At 56.0% G+C, this 18,837-nt stretch carries 16 protein-coding genes and 1 pseudogene; 13 read left to right on the top strand and 4 right to left on the bottom strand.

All coding sequences use genetic code 11. The features are described 5' to 3' along the window. The first annotated feature begins 241 nt into the window (after positions 1–241). A complete protein-coding gene (locus tag ACZ1HJ_RS02390; protein WP_472720769.1) occupies positions 242–601 on the top strand; it encodes a response regulator transcription factor in 360 nt (119 codons plus the stop codon). A gap of 24 nt (positions 602–625) precedes the next feature. Here ACZ1HJ_RS02390 and ACZ1HJ_RS02385 read toward each other — a convergent pair whose 3' ends face one another. Then, the gene (locus ACZ1HJ_RS02385; RefSeq protein WP_472720768.1) at positions 626–1,606 is read right to left on the bottom strand and encodes a glutathione S-transferase family protein; all 981 of its coding nucleotides are present in this window, start codon (positions 1,604–1,606) and stop codon (positions 626–628) included. 204 nt (positions 1,607–1,810) lie between these two features. Here ACZ1HJ_RS02385 and ACZ1HJ_RS02380 point away from each other — a divergent pair, with 204 nt between their 5' ends. Then, on the top strand, positions 1,811–2,323 hold the full coding sequence (locus ACZ1HJ_RS02380; protein ID WP_472720767.1) for a DUF6882 domain-containing protein: 513 nt from the start codon (positions 1,811–1,813) through the stop codon (positions 2,321–2,323). A gap of 169 nt (positions 2,324–2,492) precedes the next feature. On the opposite strand, the gene ACZ1HJ_RS02375 is transcribed toward ACZ1HJ_RS02380, so the two are convergent. Continuing rightward, positions 2,493–3,413 (bottom strand): serine acetyltransferase, encoded by a 921-nt coding sequence (locus ACZ1HJ_RS02375; RefSeq protein ID WP_472720766.1) that lies wholly within the window; start codon positions 3,411–3,413, stop codon positions 2,493–2,495. 480 nt (positions 3,414–3,893) lie between these two features. On the opposite strand from ACZ1HJ_RS02375, the gene ACZ1HJ_RS02370 reads away from it, so the two are divergent. The 8 genes and pseudogenes from ACZ1HJ_RS02370 to ACZ1HJ_RS02335 all read left to right on the top strand — a co-directional run bounded on the left by ACZ1HJ_RS02370 (position 3,894) and on the right by ACZ1HJ_RS02335 (position 11,782). Then, positions 3,894–4,454 carry a F0F1 ATP synthase subunit delta gene (locus ACZ1HJ_RS02370; RefSeq protein WP_472720765.1) on the top strand — a complete coding sequence of 187 codons (561 nt, stop codon included), beginning with the start codon at positions 3,894–3,896 and terminating at the stop codon, positions 4,452–4,454. After that, complete coding sequence (atpA, locus tag ACZ1HJ_RS02365) at positions 4,455–5,993, top strand: F0F1 ATP synthase subunit alpha (protein ID WP_472720764.1); 1,539 nt, start codon at positions 4,455–4,457, stop codon at positions 5,991–5,993. Between the two features lie 18 nt (positions 5,994–6,011). Then, positions 6,012–6,890 (top strand): F0F1 ATP synthase subunit gamma, encoded by an 879-nt coding sequence (locus ACZ1HJ_RS02360; RefSeq protein WP_472720763.1) that lies wholly within the window; start codon positions 6,012–6,014, stop codon positions 6,888–6,890. An 18-nt stretch (positions 6,891–6,908) separates the two neighbouring features. Beyond that, positions 6,909–8,333 carry a F0F1 ATP synthase subunit beta gene (gene atpD, locus ACZ1HJ_RS02355; RefSeq protein WP_472720762.1) on the top strand — a complete coding sequence of 475 codons (1,425 nt, stop codon included), beginning with the start codon at positions 6,909–6,911 and terminating at the stop codon, positions 8,331–8,333. A gap of 59 nt (positions 8,334–8,392) precedes the next feature. Further along, positions 8,393–8,818 (top strand): F0F1 ATP synthase subunit epsilon, encoded by a 426-nt coding sequence (locus ACZ1HJ_RS02350; protein ID WP_472720761.1) that lies wholly within the window; start codon positions 8,393–8,395, stop codon positions 8,816–8,818. 116 nt (positions 8,819–8,934) lie between these two features. Further along, positions 8,935–9,283, top strand: a pseudogene (locus tag ACZ1HJ_RS02345) (H-type lectin domain-containing protein). 123 nt (positions 9,284–9,406) lie between these two features. After that, a complete protein-coding gene (locus tag ACZ1HJ_RS02340) occupies positions 9,407–11,470 on the top strand; it encodes a putative bifunctional diguanylate cyclase/phosphodiesterase (RefSeq protein ID WP_472720760.1) in 2,064 nt (687 codons plus the stop codon). Between the two features lie 105 nt (positions 11,471–11,575). Then, complete coding sequence (locus tag ACZ1HJ_RS02335; protein WP_472720759.1) at positions 11,576–11,782, top strand: FkbM family methyltransferase; 207 nt, start codon at positions 11,576–11,578, stop codon at positions 11,780–11,782. Here ACZ1HJ_RS02335 and polA read toward each other — a convergent pair. Next, positions 11,779–14,583 (bottom strand): DNA polymerase I, encoded by a 2,805-nt coding sequence (gene polA, locus ACZ1HJ_RS02330; RefSeq protein ID WP_472720758.1) that lies wholly within the window; start codon positions 14,581–14,583, stop codon positions 11,779–11,781. The two genes, ACZ1HJ_RS02335 and polA, sit on opposite strands and share 4 nt — an antisense overlap. A 460-nt stretch (positions 14,584–15,043) precedes the next feature. Between polA and ACZ1HJ_RS02325 the strand changes: the two genes are divergently transcribed. Continuing rightward, complete coding sequence (locus ACZ1HJ_RS02325) at positions 15,044–16,216, top strand: hypothetical protein (RefSeq protein WP_472720757.1); 1,173 nt, start codon at positions 15,044–15,046, stop codon at positions 16,214–16,216. Positions 16,217–16,297: 81 nt separating this feature from the next. Here ACZ1HJ_RS02325 and ACZ1HJ_RS02320 read toward each other — a convergent pair whose 3' ends face one another. Beyond that, entirely contained in the window at positions 16,298–17,317 is a 1,020-nt protein-coding gene (locus tag ACZ1HJ_RS02320) for a ribose-phosphate pyrophosphokinase (protein WP_472720756.1), read from the bottom strand. A gap of 105 nt (positions 17,318–17,422) precedes the next feature. Here ACZ1HJ_RS02320 and ACZ1HJ_RS02315 point away from each other — a divergent pair, with 105 nt between their 5' ends. Both ACZ1HJ_RS02315 and ACZ1HJ_RS02310 read left to right on the top strand, forming a co-directional pair. Further along, positions 17,423–18,022 (top strand): DsbA family protein, encoded by a 600-nt coding sequence (locus ACZ1HJ_RS02315; protein ID WP_472720755.1) that lies wholly within the window; start codon positions 17,423–17,425, stop codon positions 18,020–18,022. Between the two features lie 3 nt (positions 18,023–18,025). After that, positions 18,026–18,835, top strand: coding sequence for an alpha/beta fold hydrolase (locus tag ACZ1HJ_RS02310; RefSeq protein ID WP_472720754.1), 810 nt, complete (start codon positions 18,026–18,028; stop codon positions 18,833–18,835). The last annotated feature ends 2 nt before the right edge of the window (positions 18,836–18,837 follow it).

The following is an 18,837-nucleotide window of genomic DNA, read 5'->3' as shown; positions in this document are numbered from 1 at the left end:
GCATGTGCCGCAGACGCGATATTTCCCTATTTGTTGTTTCTTGGGCCATCTGGCACCCCATATCTGGTTGCAAAGCGTTCAAGCGGAAATTCGCGCAATACGCAAGATGCGCGGTTCCGGGCGAACACAAACTGCAACTGTTAACCAATTGTTAAGGTTAGTTAGCCAGTTACAGTAGTCATTCGTAAACAATTCGTTGTGCCTATCGTTCAGGGCCTTTTGCGATCCGATCGGAGTGGGTATGAAAGTTTTGATTGTCGAAAGCCAGTCGGAATTAGGCGCTATTTGGCGCAATCACATGGAGCGGCGCGGAATGGATGTGCGCCTGGAACAGACCCAGGCGGGCGCAGCAGCGGCGCTTCAAACTCAAAGCTTTGACATTATTGTTCTGGACTTGGTTCTGGATCAGGGCAGTGCCTTTGCCATCGCCGATCTGGCCAGCTATCGCTATCCGGCCACGCAAGTGATTTTCGTGACGAACACGTCCTTTTTCTCGGACGGATCGATCTTCAACCTGAGCGCCAATGCCTGTGCTTACTTGCAGACCGATACACCGCCAGAAGATTTGACGGCGATGGTCGAACATTACGGCGGCTTGTGAGCCCCAAACGCGAACAGTTTTAGGTCACGCAGTACTGCGCTCGGACGAGGCGTTGAAATCGAGATCAGGATTGACTGGAATGATCCTGCTCGGGTTAATCGTATCGTGGCTGTAATGATAATGCCGCACGATGTGATCGAAATGCACGGTGTCGGCGATGCCCGGCCATTGGTAGAGCGCCCGCAGGTAATCCCAAATGTTGGCGTAATCCACAATCCTTGCCCGGTTGCATTTGAAATGCAGGTGATAAACCAGATCGAAGCGGATCAGAGTTGTAAATAGCCGCCAATCGGCCTCGGTCAGACGATCCCCCATCAGGAACCGGCGCGTACTCAACCGCTCCTCCAGCCAGTCCAGAGTGTCGAACAGCGGTACGATGGCTTCATCATATGCAGATTGCGATGTGGCAAACCCGGCTTTGTAAACGCCGTTGTTAACAGTGTCGTAGATACGCTGGTTCACAGGTTCAATCGCATCGCGCAGATCATCTGGCCAAAAGTCATCGGTGTTTCCAGTGAGGATATCAAAAGCGCTGTTGAACATCCGGATGATCTCGGAAGATTCGTTCGACACGATGGTCTCGCGTTCGGTGTCCCACAAAATCGGAACGGTGACCCGCCCGGAGATTTCCGGATCGGCCTTGAGGTAGATATCCCGGGCAAAGCGTTGTCCGTAGAGCGTGTCGCCTGTGGCGCCGGGGAAGGTGGCATCAAACGTCCATCCATCGGTCAACATATCCGGGTGCACCACGGAAACGCTGATATGATCCTGCAACCCCTTCAGCGCACGGAAGATCAGCGCGCGGTGAGCCCATGGGCAAGCGTAGGAGACATAAAGGTGATAGCGCCCGGATTGTGCAGCAAAGCCGCCTTGCCCCGACGGACCCGGCGCACCATCGGCGGTGATCCAGTTTCGAAACTTCGCGGTGGACCGGACGAATGTGCCGCCGGACGCTTTTGTGTCGTACCACGTATCTTCCCAAACGCCGTTTACCAGTTGTCCCATATGCGTATCTCCTTTGCGCCGCCAACCTAGTGGGTTTTGAATTCTGGCCAACGGGTATCACCGCGCAGCCGGCGTGCGCGGGCGCACAGGTATTCACCCATGTGCGTCGACATCTGGTGGGAGGTTGTTGTGTTTTGTGACCCAGTCGGATTAGAGGATTGCAAAGCGCCAATGGTGCACACGCCGATCCAAGGAGGCAATCCAGTGCGGGATTTTCTGACCGAATTTGTGAACCGCAAGGCGGATGAAGGGGCTAGCTCCATTCCCAAGACGTACAAAAAGCTATGCCGCGAGGCCAAAGCCTATGTCGCGCAGGTAACCGCGGATAATCCGATGCCCGTGCCAGAAAGCTTTGAGTTGGATTTGGAAACAGGTGCGCTCGATATGAAATTTACGGATGCGCCGGATGCCCGTGTCATCGCGCAGGTGGCCGGTACATATTCGGACGAAGGATCATTCATGTGGGGATGGGGTCATCCATCGGTGCCGCAACCGCTGCAACAAGCGGCTTGGGCTGCGCAACGCTATGGGGAGCGTCAGGAAATAGATGACTTGCTCAGCCGAGGCGGTGAGGCCACGCGAAAACAGGTGGACGAATATACAGCAATCGCCGCCTATTTGGCGCATGCGGATGGCGTGTTCATTGGGGACCACGGCGGTGGCGGATCTGTTTGTGCTGTTTGGTTTTATCCTGAAAACACAAAACCCTACGAATAAGCGCAGTTGCAATCCGCATTGTTTTCAAAGTCGAAACAATCCTCTGGATTTACGCGGATAGGACACTGGCCGGAGGGGCCGTTTCCGGTGATCTGGTCCTTAATTCCGGCATCAGAGACATTTAACGTGACCGTTACTCAGATGTGCGACATCCTCTTCAGAGATAGTTTTAGGGATTCGCCAAATGTCCACGTTTTTGTCCCCCGAAGTTCAGGCCGGTCTTGATGCGGCGCGTAAACTTGCGCTCAAAAAGAGCCACCGTTTGAGTGTTCAGGCGGGCGATCGGACGTTCAAAATTCTGCGCAGCTGGAACAATGGTTTTTCGCTCGATGCGGAAGAGGCACCGCATCTGCGTGGGTTGGTGGACATGTTCGATGGAACAAATCACCTGTCGCGCTGCCTGATTGTGGCAAGCGCAGAAGAAGGTGATGAAATCGAATTCGAATACAAACGATCCACCGAAGCAGCTGATCGACAGCCGCTGGATTTCTACCGTCGTCCAGACGCCCCGATCGCATTGCTGGAATAGTCTTTGGTACTGCATCGGCAGCAGGGGTCGCTCGCTACCACCTTTTGCCGATGATGCGCGCAGGGACACCTGCCGCAATCCCCCTTCGGGCACATCATCCAGTACCACGGCATTTGCACCGATGATGGCATGATCGCCAATTTGGACGGGCCCCAAGATCCGTGCCCCGGCGCCGATATCGACACCGCCGCCAATGACAGGCGCGCCGGATTTGGGACCGGACGTGCCAAGTGTGACCTGTTGGAAGATGATGCAGTTGGGTCCGATCTTGGTGGCAGGGTGGATCACCACGCCGTTTGGATGTGGCAGTTTCAGCCCGCCACCAATATCACCCGTCACCGGAACTTCGGCCTGGGTGACGATGCACCAGAACCTGTAGCGCAGGGTCGTTAGTTTCATACGCAGGCGTGAAATCAAACCACCCTTGTCGCGCAGGGTTTGGTGCTGGCGAACGCATAGCAGCAATTTACGCGAGGGGTCCCAGAATTTCCGCGGTGTTTCGCGGGTCCAGTCCGGTTGGCTGGCCGACAGGTCCGGGGGCATGCGCGGCGTGTCACTCATCAATGTATTCCGATCATCGCATTTCATTTAACGCGGCATGCATAACACTCAATTCCAAAAGGAGCGCCAGTTTAAAACGCTTTGCGTCAGAATTACGCGTCCACGTTGCAAAAGTCGCAATCGGGCCGGCTTTGAAGGCAGAATTGGGGATATCTGACGGTCATGATTTGCTGTTAGCGAAAACAAGACCTCACGAAATGTGTCGGTGATCACGTCAAGGAATCGCACAAAATGGGAGATTCACGCCCATAATTGAGACATCTAATTCGGCGCAAAGGGTCGCATATGCGTTAAGATATTGAAAAGGCATATTATTTCCTTTTCAGGGGCGAGGCCTAACTGTCTTGCGAGGTCCGCACGGCTCTGTTACACCCACGCCGAATTTCGATGATTTGTTAAAACTCATCGACAGGAAACGTCCCCGGAAGCGGCCCGTAAGCCGATTGAAAAAACCGGGGCCAGATTATCGGAAGGGTGGACGTGTCCGAACCAGCTTCGATTTCTTCCGGCATCGCCGCGCGCTATGCCACTGCCATTTTCGAGATTTCCAAAGAGGGCAAGTCCCTCAAAAAACTCGAATCGAACCTGAGCAATATTGGCGCCGCTCTTAATGACAGCGCCGATTTGCGTGATCTGATCAGCAGCCCCGTTATCTCGCGTACTGACCAAGGTGCGGCAATTGCGGCTGTCGGCAAGAAGATGGGTCTCGAAACCGTGTTGCAAAACGGCCTGGGCCTGATGGCTGAAAAGCGCCGTCTCTTTGTGCTGCCGCAGCTGATTTCGCAGCTTCAGGCGATGATCGCCGAAGACAAAGGTGAGATGACTGCCGAAGTGACCAGTGCCAAGGCATTGACCAAAGCACAGTCCGACAAACTGGCAAAGACGCTGAAGGCCCGCATGGGCAAAGCCGTGAAAATAAATGCGACCGTTGATGAAAGCCTCATCGGCGGTCTTATCGTTAAGGTGGGCTCGAAAATGATCGACACGTCGATCCGCTCGCGCCTGAACTCCCTCCAGAATGCAATGAAAGAGGTCGGATAAATGGGTATCCAAGCAGCAGAGATTTCTGCGATCCTGAAGGACCAGATCAAGAATTTCGGTGAAGAAGCCGAAGTGACAGAGGTTGGTCGTGTGCTGTCCGTTGGTGATGGTATTGCGCGTGTACACGGGTTGGACAATGTGCAGGCCGGTGAGCTTGTAGAATTCCCCGGCTCGATCATGGGCATGGCGTTGAACCTCGAGATCGACAACGTCGGTGTCGTGATCTTCGGTTCTGACCGGGACATCAAAGAGGGTGACACGGTTAAGCGCACGAAGTCGATCGTGGACGTTCCGATTGGGGACGAGCTGCTCGGTCGCGTTGTGGACGCTCTGGGCAACCCGCTGGACGGCAAGGGCCCGATCAAGACCAAGAAACGTGGTTTGGCCGACGTCAAAGCGCCCGGCATCATCCCGCGTAAATCGGTTCACGAGCCGATGGCAACCGGTCTGAAATCCGTTGACGCGATGATCCCGATTGGCCGTGGCCAGCGCGAGTTGATCATTGGTGACCGTCAGACAGGTAAAACGGCAGTTGCGCTGGATGCCATGCTGAACCAGAAATCCTACAACGACGATGCGGGCGATGATGAGAGCAAGAAGCTCTACTGTGTCTATGTTGCCGTTGGTCAAAAGCGCTCGACAGTGGCTCAGCTGGTGAAGAAGCTCGAAGAAGCCGGATCGATGGAATATTCGATTGTTGTGGCTGCGACCGCTTCGGACCCCGCGCCAATGCAGTTCCTTGCGCCTTATTCCGCAACGGCGATGGCCGAGCATTTCCGTGACAATGGTCGCCACGCTCTGATCGTTTATGACGATTTGTCGAAACAGGCCGTGTCTTATCGCCAGATGTCGCTGCTGCTGCGCCGTCCACCTGGACGTGAAGCCTATCCTGGTGACGTTTTCTATCTTCACTCCCGCCTGCTGGAGCGTTCGGCCAAGCTGAACGAAGACAATGGTGCCGGTTCGCTGACAGCGCTGCCGATCATTGAAACTCAGGGCGGCGACGTTTCGGCGTTTATTCCGACCAACGTGATTTCGATCACCGATGGTCAGATCTTCCTCGAGACCGAACTCTTCTATCAGGGCATTCGTCCTGCGGTGAATACCGGTCTGTCGGTCTCCCGCGTGGGGTCTTCAGCACAGACCAAGGCGATGTCGTCGGTGGCTGGTCCGGTGAAATTGTCACTGGCGCAGTACCGCGAAATGGCTGCGTTTGCGCAGTTCGGTTCTGATCTTGATGCCGCCACGCAGCAATTGCTGGCCCGTGGTGCGCGCCTGACCGAGTTGATGAAGCAGGCACAGTATGCGCCGCTATCCAACGCCGAAATCGTGTGCGTCATCTATGCTGGCACAAAAGGCTACCTCGACAAGTCGGACGTGTCTGACGTGGGTCGTTGGGAAAAAGGTCTGCTGGCCCATCTGCGTGGCAAGCATGCTGATCTGCTCAAGGACATCACCGAGAATGACCGCAAGGTGAAAGACGAGCTCGAAGACAAGATCAAAGCCGCGCTGGACGAATTCGCAGCTGATTTTGCTTAAGGGAAGGGACGAGGGCCTATGCCAAGTCTAAAGGACCTTAAAACACGGATCGAGTCGGTCAAATCGACCCGCAAGATCACGAAGGCCATGCAAATGGTTGCCGCGGCGAAGCTTCGCCGCGCGCAGGAAAAGGCTGAGATGTCGCGCCCGTATGCCGAGCGGTTCAATGCTGTGATGGCCAAGCTTGCGTCTTCGGTTGGATCATCTGAGAACGCGCCAAAACTGCTGAGTGGCACGGGGTCGGATCAGACGCATTTGCTGGTCGTGATGACCGCCGAACGCGGTTTGTGCGGTGGCTTCAATGGCAATATTGCCAAGCTGGCCCGCGCCGAGGCGCTGAAACTTCAAGGTGAAGGCAAGACGGTCAAAATCATTACCGTGGGTAAAAAAGGCCGCGACGCGATCAAACGTGACGTGGGCGATCTTTATATCCACCATGTCGATCTGACCGAGGTCAAGAACGTCGGTTACGCTGATGCTCAAGCCATTGCCGCGGATGTTCTGGATCGGTTTGACGCGGGTGAATTTGACGTCGCCAAGATCTTCTACTCGAAGTTCGAAAACGTCGTCAGCCAGATCCCGACCATGCAGCAGGTGATCCCTGCGACGTTCGAAACGGCAGACGATGGCGAGGGCGAAAGCGCGTTCTACGACTTTGAGCCGGATGAACAGGCCATCCTGTCAGATTTGCTGCCACGCGGCGTGGCCACAGCGATCTTTAGCGCGCTTTTGGAAAATGGCGCGTCGGAACAAGGTGCACGGATGTCCGCGATGGACAACGCAACACGTAACGCGGGCGAAATGATCGACAAACTGACGATCCAGTTCAACCGCTCACGTCAGGCCGTGATCACCAACGAGCTTATTGAAATCATTTCGGGCGCGGAAGCGCTCTAAAAGAACCGGAGACGAAAAATGGCAAACGCAAAAGGCAAAGTGACCCAGGTCATCGGCGCCGTGGTGGACGTTCAGTTCGACGATCACCTGCCCGAGATTTTGAACTCGCTGACAACCGACAATAACGGGAAAAACCTGATCCTCGAAGTCGCGCAGCACCTTGGTGAAAACACCGTTCGTGCCATCGCGATGGACGCGACCGAAGGTCTGGTCCGCGGTCAGGAAGTGACCGACAGCGGTAGCCCGATCCAGATGCCAGTGGGCAACGCGACACTGGGCCGTATCCTGAACGTTGTGGGTGAGCCTGTGGATGAACAGGGCCCCGTAAAAGCCAAAGAATACCGTGCGATCCATCAGGATGCGCCTCAATTCGCTGAACAGTCGACAGAATCCGAAGTTCTGGTCACCGGCATCAAGGTTGTTGACCTGCTGGCCCCCTACGCGAAGGGCGGTAAAATTGGCCTCTTCGGCGGTGCGGGCGTGGGCAAGACCGTTCTCATCATGGAATTGATCAACAACATCGCCAAAGTGCACTCGGGTTTCTCGGTTTTCGCCGGTGTGGGTGAGCGGACGCGTGAAGGTAACGACCTTTACCACGAGATGATCGAATCCAATGTTATCAACCCTGATAACCTCGAAGAAAGCCAGGTGGCCCTGGTTTACGGTCAGATGAACGAACCTCCCGGAGCGCGGATGCGTGTGGCTCTGTCCGGTCTGACCCTGGCCGAGCAGTTCCGGGATCAGTCCGGTACTGACGTTCTCTTCTTCGTCGACAACATCTTCCGCTTTACCCAAGCCGGTTCCGAGGTTTCGGCCCTTCTGGGTCGTATCCCCTCGGCTGTGGGCTACCAGCCGACGCTGGCCACGGACATGGGTGCGATGCAGGAACGGATTACGTCGACCAAAGCCGGTTCGATCACCTCGGTGCAAGCGGTTTACGTGCCTGCCGATGACCTTACTGACCCTGCACCTGCAACATCGTTTGCGCACCTTGATGCGACGACCGTTCTTTCCCGTGCGATCTCCGAGCTTGGTATTTACCCTGCGGTGGACCCGCTCGATTCAACATCGCGTCTGATGGACCCGGCTGTTGTAGGTGAAGAGCACTACCAGGTGGCACGTGACGTTCAGGGTATCCTGCAGCGCTACAAGTCGCTTCAGGATATCATCGCCATCCTCGGCATGGACGAACTTTCGGAAGAAGATAAGTTGACCGTGGCCCGCGCCCGGAAAATTCAGCGCTTCCTCAGCCAGCCCTTCGACGTGGCGAAAGTTTTCACCGGTTCCGACGGCGTTCAGGTGCCGCTGGAAGAAACCATCGCGTCGTTCAAGGCCGTGGTTGCGGGTGAGTATGATCACCTGCCCGAAGGCGCCTTCTACATGGTAGGCGGCATCGAAGAGGTGAAAGCCAAAGCCGAGCAAATGGCTGCTGACGCGGCATAAGTAACTGTCGCTGACCCGGGGCTTTGATGCCCCGGAGACGCCCGACAAGGAGGCCATAAATGGCTGACACAGTGCAATTCGATCTGGTAAGCCCCGAGCGTCTTCTGGCGTCGGTGGATGCAAAGGAAGTGCAGATACCCGGTGCCGAAGGTGACATGACCGCGCTGCCGGACCACGCGCCGCTGATCACAACCCTGCGCCCTGGCGTTTTGCGCGTGAGCAGCGCCGATGGTGAGACAGAATATGTTGTCACCGGCGGGTTTGCGGAAATCAGCCCCGAAGGTATTTCGGTGCTGGCGGAGCGCGCCGTTCCCAAAGCGGACATGACCCAGGAAGACTTCAAGGCGATGGTGGATGACGCCAAGGAGAAACTTTCCAAGGCACAGGATACGTTCGTAAACGAGCCTGGCCCGGTTGACGATGCTGCCAAATTGCTGGCGGATATGGTCGCAATGGGCGGTGAAATTGGCCTGACAGCTGATTGAGCGGCGCTTTGATCGGCAATGACAAGGGGCCTTTGGGGCCCCTTTTTCTTTTTTCTTTCTCAATTTCGCCGAAAAGTCATAGTAGGGGCATCAACATCAAGTTGAGTGTGTGACGAATGAAAAAGTTTGTAAAACAGTCGATCGGCGTCGATCAAGGTGAGGAAGTTCTGTTCTCGGATTACGAGGATGGCGGGGATATGTGGACGGGCAATGGCCCGCGGGAACGCCGCCACACCCTTAGTTTCAGCCAATCGTTTAAATCACCACCCGCTGTACACATTGCGCTTTCTATGTGGGATATGGATAGCGCAACCAACGCACGGGCCGATATTTCGGCTGAAAATATCACGGCAACCGGTTTCGACGTGGTTTTCCGCACATGGGGCGATAGCCGTGTGGCGCGCGCGCGCGCGGTGGATGGCAATCGGAGAGGTTGCTCACGAAGATGATTGGCAGCTGTACTAAGCCGAAAATTCCGCTGAAACCGCACGGTTAATTCGCAGGTCATAAACAATTATTAACGATCCGTTAACGGATTTGACCCATGGTCTGGCGATACCCACTGTATCGCCAATGGACTGGTTTCGCGTGTCATTTGAGTTTCAGACATATGTCGACGAATTGCCGTCTTCGTGTACGCGCGAACACGACCTGCATGTCATGCAATTCTCGCAGTTTCCGGTATGGGTTTTTGATGTAAATGCGGCCCGCGTCATCTGGGCGAACGAAGCCGCAGTCGCGCTTTGGGAAGCGGATACGCTGCAGGAACTGCTTGGACGCGATATGAGTGGGGACATGTCGAATTCCATTCGAGAGCGGCTGTCACTCTACCTGGTTCAATTTGAGACCGGCGCAATGTTTGACGAAAGCTGGACGCTCTATCCCAAAGACATTCCAAAAACGGTTCGGTGTCGATTTCGTGGGTGCATCAAAACGGATGGCACGATGGCCATGCTCTGTGAGGCTCAGGAAGTGGGTGAGCAACCTGAAGAGCTTTTGCGGGGATCGCAGGCGCTACTTTATACAGGCGCAATGGTTTCCACCTACGACAATAACGGAAGCTGCCTTTATGCAAATCCAGCCGCATTGCGCGCGTTCGGGCACAAAAAAGGCCTGCTGCAGGATAGAATCCTGAACGACTATGCGCTGCAAACACTGATGGAAATGGCGCGTCTGGGGCAAGAAGGACTGATCATCAGTGACGTGATGACCACGCGTGGCCCGCGTATTCATGAGATCGAAGCGCGCCGGAGCACTGATGCGGTCGATGGCATCAAGACGCTGCTGCTCACCGAACTGGACATCACCGAGCGTGAACATGCCAAACGCGCCGTGGAACGGTTGGCCAATCAGGACATGTTGACGGGCCTCTTCAACCGAACTTTTCTGGCAACACATGCCAACAGCTATATCGAAACCGCCTTTGACATGGGGTTGGGCATTTTCCTGATGCTCTTTGACCTCGACAGGTTCAAGGATGTGAATGACACGTTGGGTCACGCGGTCGGTGATCAGATTTTGGCGGAAGTGGCCGAACGGTTGCGGGGCTTCTTTCCAAAGGATGCCATTCTGGGTCGTCTTGGCGGGGATGAATTTTGTGTCTTGGTCAAATCCGATGTCAGGTTGTCGGACATGTCGAAGATTGCGGGAAAGTTTGTCCGTGCTCTGAAAAGCCCGGTCAAGATCGATAACCACGAATTGCGGATCTACTGCAGCCTCGGAATTTGCCATGCAACCGCGCAGAGTGGTCCGGACAATTTTGACGACCTTCTGGTTCGGGCGGATTTGGCGCAGTATGAGGCCAAGAACCTAGGTGGCGGACAGGTGCGCCCCTACCGCGATGTTTTAAGCCATCAGCGGGAGCGTTTTCTGAGCATCGAGGCCGAGTTGAGCCATGCGCTCTCGGACCGCTGCCAAGATATGGATTTACGCTTCCAACCGCAGGTTTGCCACACCACGGGGCGCATTATCGGGGCCGAAGCACTTGCCCGATTGACCACACGCGATGGCAAGCAAATGGGGCCAACCGAGTTTATCCCAGTGGCAGAAGAAACAGGGCTGATCCTGGAATTGGGCCATTGGGTTCTGGAAGAAACCGTCGAAGCATACATGCGCCTGCCAGATTACATGAAGCCCTACCGGTTTTCAGTGAACGTGGCCCCGATGCAGTTTCATGGCCCCGAATTGATGGGCCAACTGCGGCGGTTCGCGTCCAAATCGGGCTTCAGTACGGAATACCTCGAGCTGGAATTGACGGAATCCCAGCTTCATTTGGGCGATTGGCGGTTTAACGAAAAACTGCGCAAGGTCGTTGATTTGGGCTATAAAATCGCGATCGATGACTTTGGGACCGGATATTCCAACATCGCCCGGCTGAACAAGCATCCAATCCAATGCATAAAAATTGACCGTTCCCTGATTTGCGAAAAGGAGAATAAGAAGCTCGCAAACGGTGTGATTGATATGGGCAAGGCCCTTGGGTTGCGGGTGATTGCCGAGGGTGTTGAAACGACAAAACAACGCGATTGGTTGATTGAGCAGGGATGTCATGAGCACCAAGGTTTTTTATATGCCAAACCGCTGCCCTTCGATGAATTGGTGCGTGTCAAAAGTACGGATATCCTCAAACCTTCTGAACATCCCGCCCTCTAGACCTCGACCTTACGGGAGGTTTTGGCGACGTGGCGCTCTTTCGATACTGAAAAGAACGCAGTTTGCCCCCAAAATCATCGTTGATGTCGGTACCAACAAGGGACAGTGAAACTTGGGTGTCGTGCGTTTTACTCCGATGCGCCAGAAAGTCTTATCGTCAATCACAACCTGCCTGCCCCTGCTATTCTGAAAATAGATGCCGAAGGCGGGGAGCTTGAGGTGCTTGCGGGTGCCGCTCCAGCAGCATGTTTGAAGAGCTCAGCTCCTATATGCCGGGCAGCGCACCGGCAGCCTGACGTCTTCTGGTCTTAATGCGCTTCGGCCCAGTTAATGCCTTGGCCTGCATCCACGGTCAACGGCACGTCCAGGTGAATCGCCGGGGCGGCGGCCCCTTCCATGATCTCACGTGCCGCGTTGATCACGTCCGGTGCGGCGCTTTCCTCGGCTTCAAAAAGCAATTCGTCATGTACTTGCAGTAGCATTTTGCAAGGCAGAGCAGAGATGGCTTCGGGCATCCGGATCATGGCCCGGCGGATGATATCCGCAGCGGTGCCCTGAATGGGTGCGTTGATCGCCGCGCGTTTGGCAAACCCGGCGTGAGGGCCTTTGGCGTTGATCTCGGGCGTGTGGATTTTACGACCAAACAGGGTCTGCACGAAACCATGTTCCTTGGCGAATTTGACCGTGTCATCCATGTAGGTTCGAATGCCGGGGAAACGCTCAAAATACCGGTCGATAAAGCCCTGCGCTTCGGCCCGTGGAATACGCAAGTTTCGAGCCAGGCCAAAGCCGGAGATGCCATAGATGACCCCAAAGTTGATCGCCTTTGCCCGGCGCCGTACTTCTGGCGTCATTTCATCCAGCGGAACATCGAACATTTCGGACGCGGTCATCGCGTGAATGTCCAACCCATCGGCAAAGGCCTGTTTCAAAGCGGGGATATCGGCCACATGGGCAAGAATACGCAATTCGATCTGCGAATAATCCAGGGATATCAGTGTATTGCCCGGCTCGGCCACAAAGGCCTCGCGAATGCGACGGCCTTCTTCGGTGCGCACTGGGATGTTTTGTAGGTTCGGGTCGGTTGATGCCAGACGGCCTGTGCTGGCACCGGTCTGAACATACGACGTGTGCACGCGGTGGGTGTCGGGATCGATGTGATCTTGCAGCGCGTCTGTATAGGTGGATTTGAGTTTGCTGAGCTGTCGCCAATCTAGAACACGTGCCGGCAGTTCATGTTCTGTAGCCAAATCCTCCAGCACATCCGCGCCGGTGGCGTAGGCACCGGTTTTGCCCTTTTTCCCGCCTTCGATCCCCATTTCATCGAAGAGGATTTCACCCAGTTGCTTGGGTGATCCGACGTTGAAACTGCGCCCTGCTAATTCGTAAATCTCCGCCTCCAGCCCTGCCATTTTCTGGGCAAAGGCGTTGGACATGCGCGACAGCGTTTCGCGATCCACTTTGATGCCTTGCATCTCCATGCGCGCCAGCACGGGCCCCAAGGGGCGTTCAAGCGTTTCGTAGACGCTGGTGACTTCTGTGCGATGCAACAGGGGCTTGAAGATATGCCATAGCCGCAAGGTGATATCGGCATCTTCGGCGGCGTATTTGACCGCCTCATCCACGGGGACACGGTCAAACGTGATGGCCGATTTTCCAGTGCCAAGCAGGGATTTGATCGGGATGGGGCTGTGGTTCAGGTACCGGTCCGAAAGCGCATCCATGCCGTGATTATGAACGCCCGCATTCAGGGCATAGGACATCAGCATCGTGTCGTCGAACGGGGCGACGGCAATGCCATGACGGGCGAAAATCTTGGCGTCGTATTTCATATTCTGACCGATTTTGAGGATCGCATCATCCTCCAAAACAGGCTTCAGCGCGGCCAGAACGGCATCAAACGCCATTTGTCCCTTGGCCAAGGTGTCCGTTGCAAAGAGGTCACCGGCATCTTCACCCTCCTTGTGGGTCAACGGGATGTAGCAGGCTTCACCGGGATCAACCGCCAGCGAAACACCAACCAATTCCGCCTGCATTTCATTCAGCGATGTGGTTTCGGTGTCGACCGCGACGTGACCCACATATGTGATCCGATCAATCCATTTCTGAAGTGCGTCCATGTCGCTAACATGTTCGTATTTTTCAGGGTCGATGGCGGGCCATTCCGGTGCAGGGGCATCATCAGAGGCGGCAGGTGTGTCATCAATCACCGGGGCCTCTGCGCCAAGCGCATCGGCGACGCGTTTCGACAATGTGCGGAATTCCATTTCGGCCAGAAAGGCCAGCAATGCATCGGGGTCGGGATCTTTGACCTCAAGATCATCCAGCGTAAAATCGAGGGGGGTATTGAGGTCGAGCTGCACCAGTTTTTTGCTCAGCTCGATCTGTTCGCGCTTGTCGATGAGTGTTTCGCGGCGTTTGGGTTGTTTGATCTCACCGGCACGGTCCAGCAGCGTCTCCAGATCACCAAATTCATTGATCAAAAGGGCGGCGGTCTTGATGCCAATTCCGGGAGCGCCGGGGACGTTATCGACACTGTCGCCCGCCAGTGCCTGTACATCGACCACGCGGTCCGGTCCCACGCCAAACTTTTCTTCCACGCCTTCGACATCAATACGCTTGTTCTTCATTGCATCCAACATCTCGACGCCGCCACCGACCAGTTGCATCAGGTCCTTGTCTGAGCTGATGATGGTCACACGCCCACCCGCATCGCGTGCCTGGACCGACAAGGTCGCTATGATGTCATCGGCCTCGAAGCCTTCGATTTCCTTGCATGCGATGTTGAACGCAAGGGTCGCCTCGCGCGTTAGAGGAATTTGCGGACGCAGATCTTCAGGCATCGCCTCGCGGTTGGCTTTGTATTCGGAGTAGAGATCGTTGCGAAACGTGTGGCTGCCCTTGTCGAAAATCACTGCGACATGGGTTGGCGCGTCTGCGCCAGTGTGGTCCGAGATATAGCGCTGCAGCATGTTGCAAAATCCACTGACTGCCCCGATGGGCAGGCCGTCCGACTTACGCGTCAGCGGCGGTAGCGCATGGTAGGCACGAAAGATGAAGGCCGACCCATCGATCAGATGCAAATGGCATCCCTTTCCAAATTGTGTGGTCATGTGCGCCCCCGGGTTCTGCAATACTCCGTCGGACCTGTTCTGCCACGAAGCGCGACAGGCTTCCACCCGGATCATGACGTATGCTGACGGGAAAAAGGCACCACTGTCTTGGTGTCCTGTGCAGCGAAGGGTGCCAGGGGGTGGAAATTTAGGCAAGTCCCGCGCGGTAGTTCGCGGAAACCGATCGGTGGTTCTTGGTGCGTGGGTCAATCCACGACCTGAAGATTGCGCGTCGCATCAATTGAAATGGTGGAAAAGCCATGTTTTAAATGACGTTATTCTATTGCTGGTTGGATTTCAGATGAGAGCGTTTCTTTTCCTTTTTTTGGCGTCGCTTTGGTTGATCTGGTTGCCGGAACGCGCGGCTGCATCCTGCTCCGGGACAGATTTTACCGATTTGGCTGCAACAACTACCTGCGCGCAAAGCGAGCCCCATAGATACAATCAGGGTGATACGTGCATGGAAATCCGGCGACGGCTGGTCACCGGCCGATTGATTGCAGAAGACCCGGACGCGTTGAACAAGATTGCCTGGAACGAAAGAAAGAACCTTGGTCTTCCGGGCGCCGAGCCGTTCGCGCGGCCCAGTTGCGTTATGGCGTCTGACTTGATTTTGACGATATCAGGTTCGCGACCCGTCTGGCACGACTGTATCGGGATCGCCGATGCACCCGATTTGACGGATTATGCGATCCGCTGCGTTACGTCCTTTGTGCATCGTTCCGCTGAGTTTTTTCCCGAACATTATGATGCGCTTGTGTCAATTGAAGCGGCATATCCGGCGTCGTGTTCACAGCTTGAGTCGAGGCTGCGCGAGATTCTGAGCGGGTTTGTGGGTACGGATCTGGTGCTGCGGCGAGTGAACGAGGTGGATGGCGTGGCGGTTGACGAGATCGATTGCGATCAGGCCGCGCCGTTCCTTGGCATGGCAAAGGCTGCGAATGAGGCGCAGTGGGCGGAAACCAAACGCAAAAGAGCCGAGCGCCGAGCCGCGCGCGCCGCCGCGATTGCAGACGGGACATATGTCAGCATCGAAGAACAGCTTGAAACCGCATTTCGCAAGGACATGGACCGTGCTTTGCAGGAAACGGCCGCTTTTGCGGCGCAGTCTCCCCAACCGGCGTCTGAAATTACCACGGCTCATCTGCGGCGGGCTGTCATCGTGCACTTACAGGGCCGGTACCCCCAGCAAGAGACGTCTCTTGGCGATCTGGGCGGCCGTTTGATCCATACGATTGGTGGCGTGCGAACGATTACAGATCAGGCTGGGTCACTGATTGTGGATTTTGGTCCGTCCACGCTTGAAAACGTCACCTGCCGCCAGTCGCAAGCCGGGGAAGCGACGTGTTCTTTTGACCTGACGATGCGCGCGTCGTCGTCGTTTGAAGGATTGGGCGAACGTGGCGCGCTTTACAGTGCGATTGCCAATACGGCGGGTGCAGCAAGCAAAACCGCCGCTGTGGAGGTTGATTTGCAGCACAACGGTGTGCAGTGGCGGGTGATCAACGCCCCCGACGAATTGGACGACACCTTTTCCTTTGCACCGGTTGTCTCCAGCGCAGAAGGAAGCCGTTTTACGCCGGAAGAATGCCTGATGCTGGGGGCGTTGGGCTCTGGCGGGCTTTGTGGATGAAGATCCTTCTGTTTGCTGCCTGACTAATGGACCAGCGCGCTCTGATGCTCTGGGTGTGAAAGTTACACCGCTGGCTCGCGCTCACTCGGCCGCGTACAGCCCTTCGTAGATCGGGCCCAGTGTTTCCGTGTCAAAAAGCGAGGATACAGATGTCCCGCTCCAGATGTTCAGAATGGCTTGGGCAAAGACGGGTGCGGTTGGAACGATGCGAATGTTCTTGGCGTCTGCGAAACTCGCGCGCGGCGCAATCGTGTCGGTCAGGACGAGGGATTTCATCACTGACTTCGTGACCCGTTCGACGGCCGGGCCGGACATGACGCCATGCGTGATGTAGGAGTGCACTTCAGCCGCACCGTTTTCCATCAGGACTTCGGCGGCCTTGCATAGCGTGCCTGCCGTGTCGACCATATCGTCCACAATCAGGCATTTCTTGCCCTTTACGTCGCCGATTACCGTCATCTCGGCCACTTCGCCGGGCTTTTCGCGGCGTTTGTCGACAATGCTCAGCGGGGCGTTGATCCGCTTGGCCAGCTCGCGTGCACGCGCCACGCCGCCCACATCCGGTGACACAACCATCAAGTCGCCGGTTGACCCTTTGAACTGTTTCAAAATGTCGAGCGCGAAGATGGGAGAAGCGTAGAGGTTGTCCACGGGGATATCGAAAAAGCCCTGAATCTGCGCCGCGTGCAGGTCCATTGTCAGGACGCGTTCAATGCCGGCCTCAACGATCATGTTGGCAACCAGCTTGGCGGAGATCGGTGTGCGCGCGCGCGACCGGCGGTCCTGACGGGCATAGCCGAAATAGGGGATCACCGCGGTAATACGCCGTGCCGAAGAACGCCTGAGCGCATCGGCCATGATCAGAAGTTCCATCAGGTTGTCATTTGCCGGGTTCGACGTTGGCTGGATGATGAACATATCCTCGCCGCGCACGTTCTCGTACACTTCCACAAAAATCTCACCATCGTTGAACCGTTCCACGCGGGCATCACAGAGGCCCACACTGGTGCCGCGGTGCATCGACATGCGGCGAGCTATGGCCTTAGCCAAGGGCATATTGGCGTTGCCTGAGATCAGTTTTGGCTCTGGAGTGGATGGCATAGCTGGTTCCCCCGAGGTGCGCTACATGACAGAATCGTGACGTTGACACCGCTTAGCATGCGCGTAGGGTCTGGCAAAGCGATGCAGCGGGGTGGAGATCAGAAAATGGCCCATATCGACTATTATTTTTCGACACTGTCGCCCTTCACCTACATTGCAGGTGTGACGATGGAAGAAATCGCCGCGCGGCACGGTGCGACGATCACCTACAAACCGCTCGACATCATCGCGCTGTTTGGGCGCACCGGTGGGCAGCCGCCCAAGGACAGGCACCCATCGCGGCAGCAATACCGTGCACAGGACCTGCCACGCCAGGCCCGAAAACGGGGCATGCATTTGAACCTGCAACCGGCGCATTGGCCGACCAATTCAGCACCATCGAGCTATGCCGTCATTGCCGCGCAGTCAGCCGGTGGCGGCGATCTGGGTGGGTTGGTACATGCGTTGACCCGCGCGGTTTGGTCTGAAGAGCGTGACATTGCGCAAGATGATGTGATCCGCGCCAGTCTGAGTGCTGCTGGCTTTGATCCCGAACTGGCCAATAGCGGGCTTTTGTCCGGCGCTGAAACGTACGCTGCCAACCTCGAAGAAGCAGTAAAGGTTGGCGTTTTTGGCGCGCCTTTCTATGTGGTCGACAGCGGACAGAAGTTTTGGGGTCAGGATCGGCTCGAGGATCTGGACGCGCATCTGTCTGGTGATCTCTGATACATGCCAAAGGCGTTCAAGGCGGGGTTTGAGACCTATTGGACAACTTTTGGTCAGGGCCCACGTGATGGGTTGTTGATCCATTGTGCTTTGGCCTCGTCGGCCGCGTGGGGCCCGGTGTCCCGGCAACTATCCGGCGCGTTGTCGATGACCGCGTTCGATATGCCCGGACATGGACATAGTGCGGATTGGGACGATCGCGGCGAATTGCAGGGCGTAACGGCCGAGATCGCGGCGGCGTTTCTGGAAAGTGGGCCGGTGGATGTCATCGGCCATTCCTTTGGCGCAACCGTTGCATTGCGATTGGCCGTGGAACGGCCTGACTTGGTCAGAACGCTGACCCTGATCGAGCCCGTTTTTTTCGCCGTTGCCATCGCAGACCAACCTGACGTGGCCCAGGCCCATGCCGCGCTGTCCGCCAAGTATGAAGCGGCCATGGTTGCGGGGGATCACGCGACGGCGGCACGTGAGTTCACTGAAATCTGGGGCCACGGATTTCCAATCAGGGCAGTGACCCAAGCGCAGCAAGACATGTTGGCGGCGCAGATGCCCCTGATCCGGGCCAGCGGGCCGGCGATCATTGATGATGTTGCAAATGTCTTGGCGCCAGAGCGGATTGGGCGTGTGACGATGCCTGTCTTGATCATCGAGGGAAGTGCCGCACCAAAGATCATAGGTGCTGTTTGCCAAGGTCTGGAAAACCGCTTGCCAGATGTGAGGCGCGCCATGGTCATGGGCGCGGGACATATGGTTCCTTTGACACATCCGGATCAGGTCAGTGCGGAAATCCTGCAATTCCTGAAAACGCGGTGAGG

Source organism: Roseovarius sp. JB2-10 (genome assembly GCF_055693585.1).
This window is presented reverse-complemented; position numbering and strand designations above follow the sequence as displayed.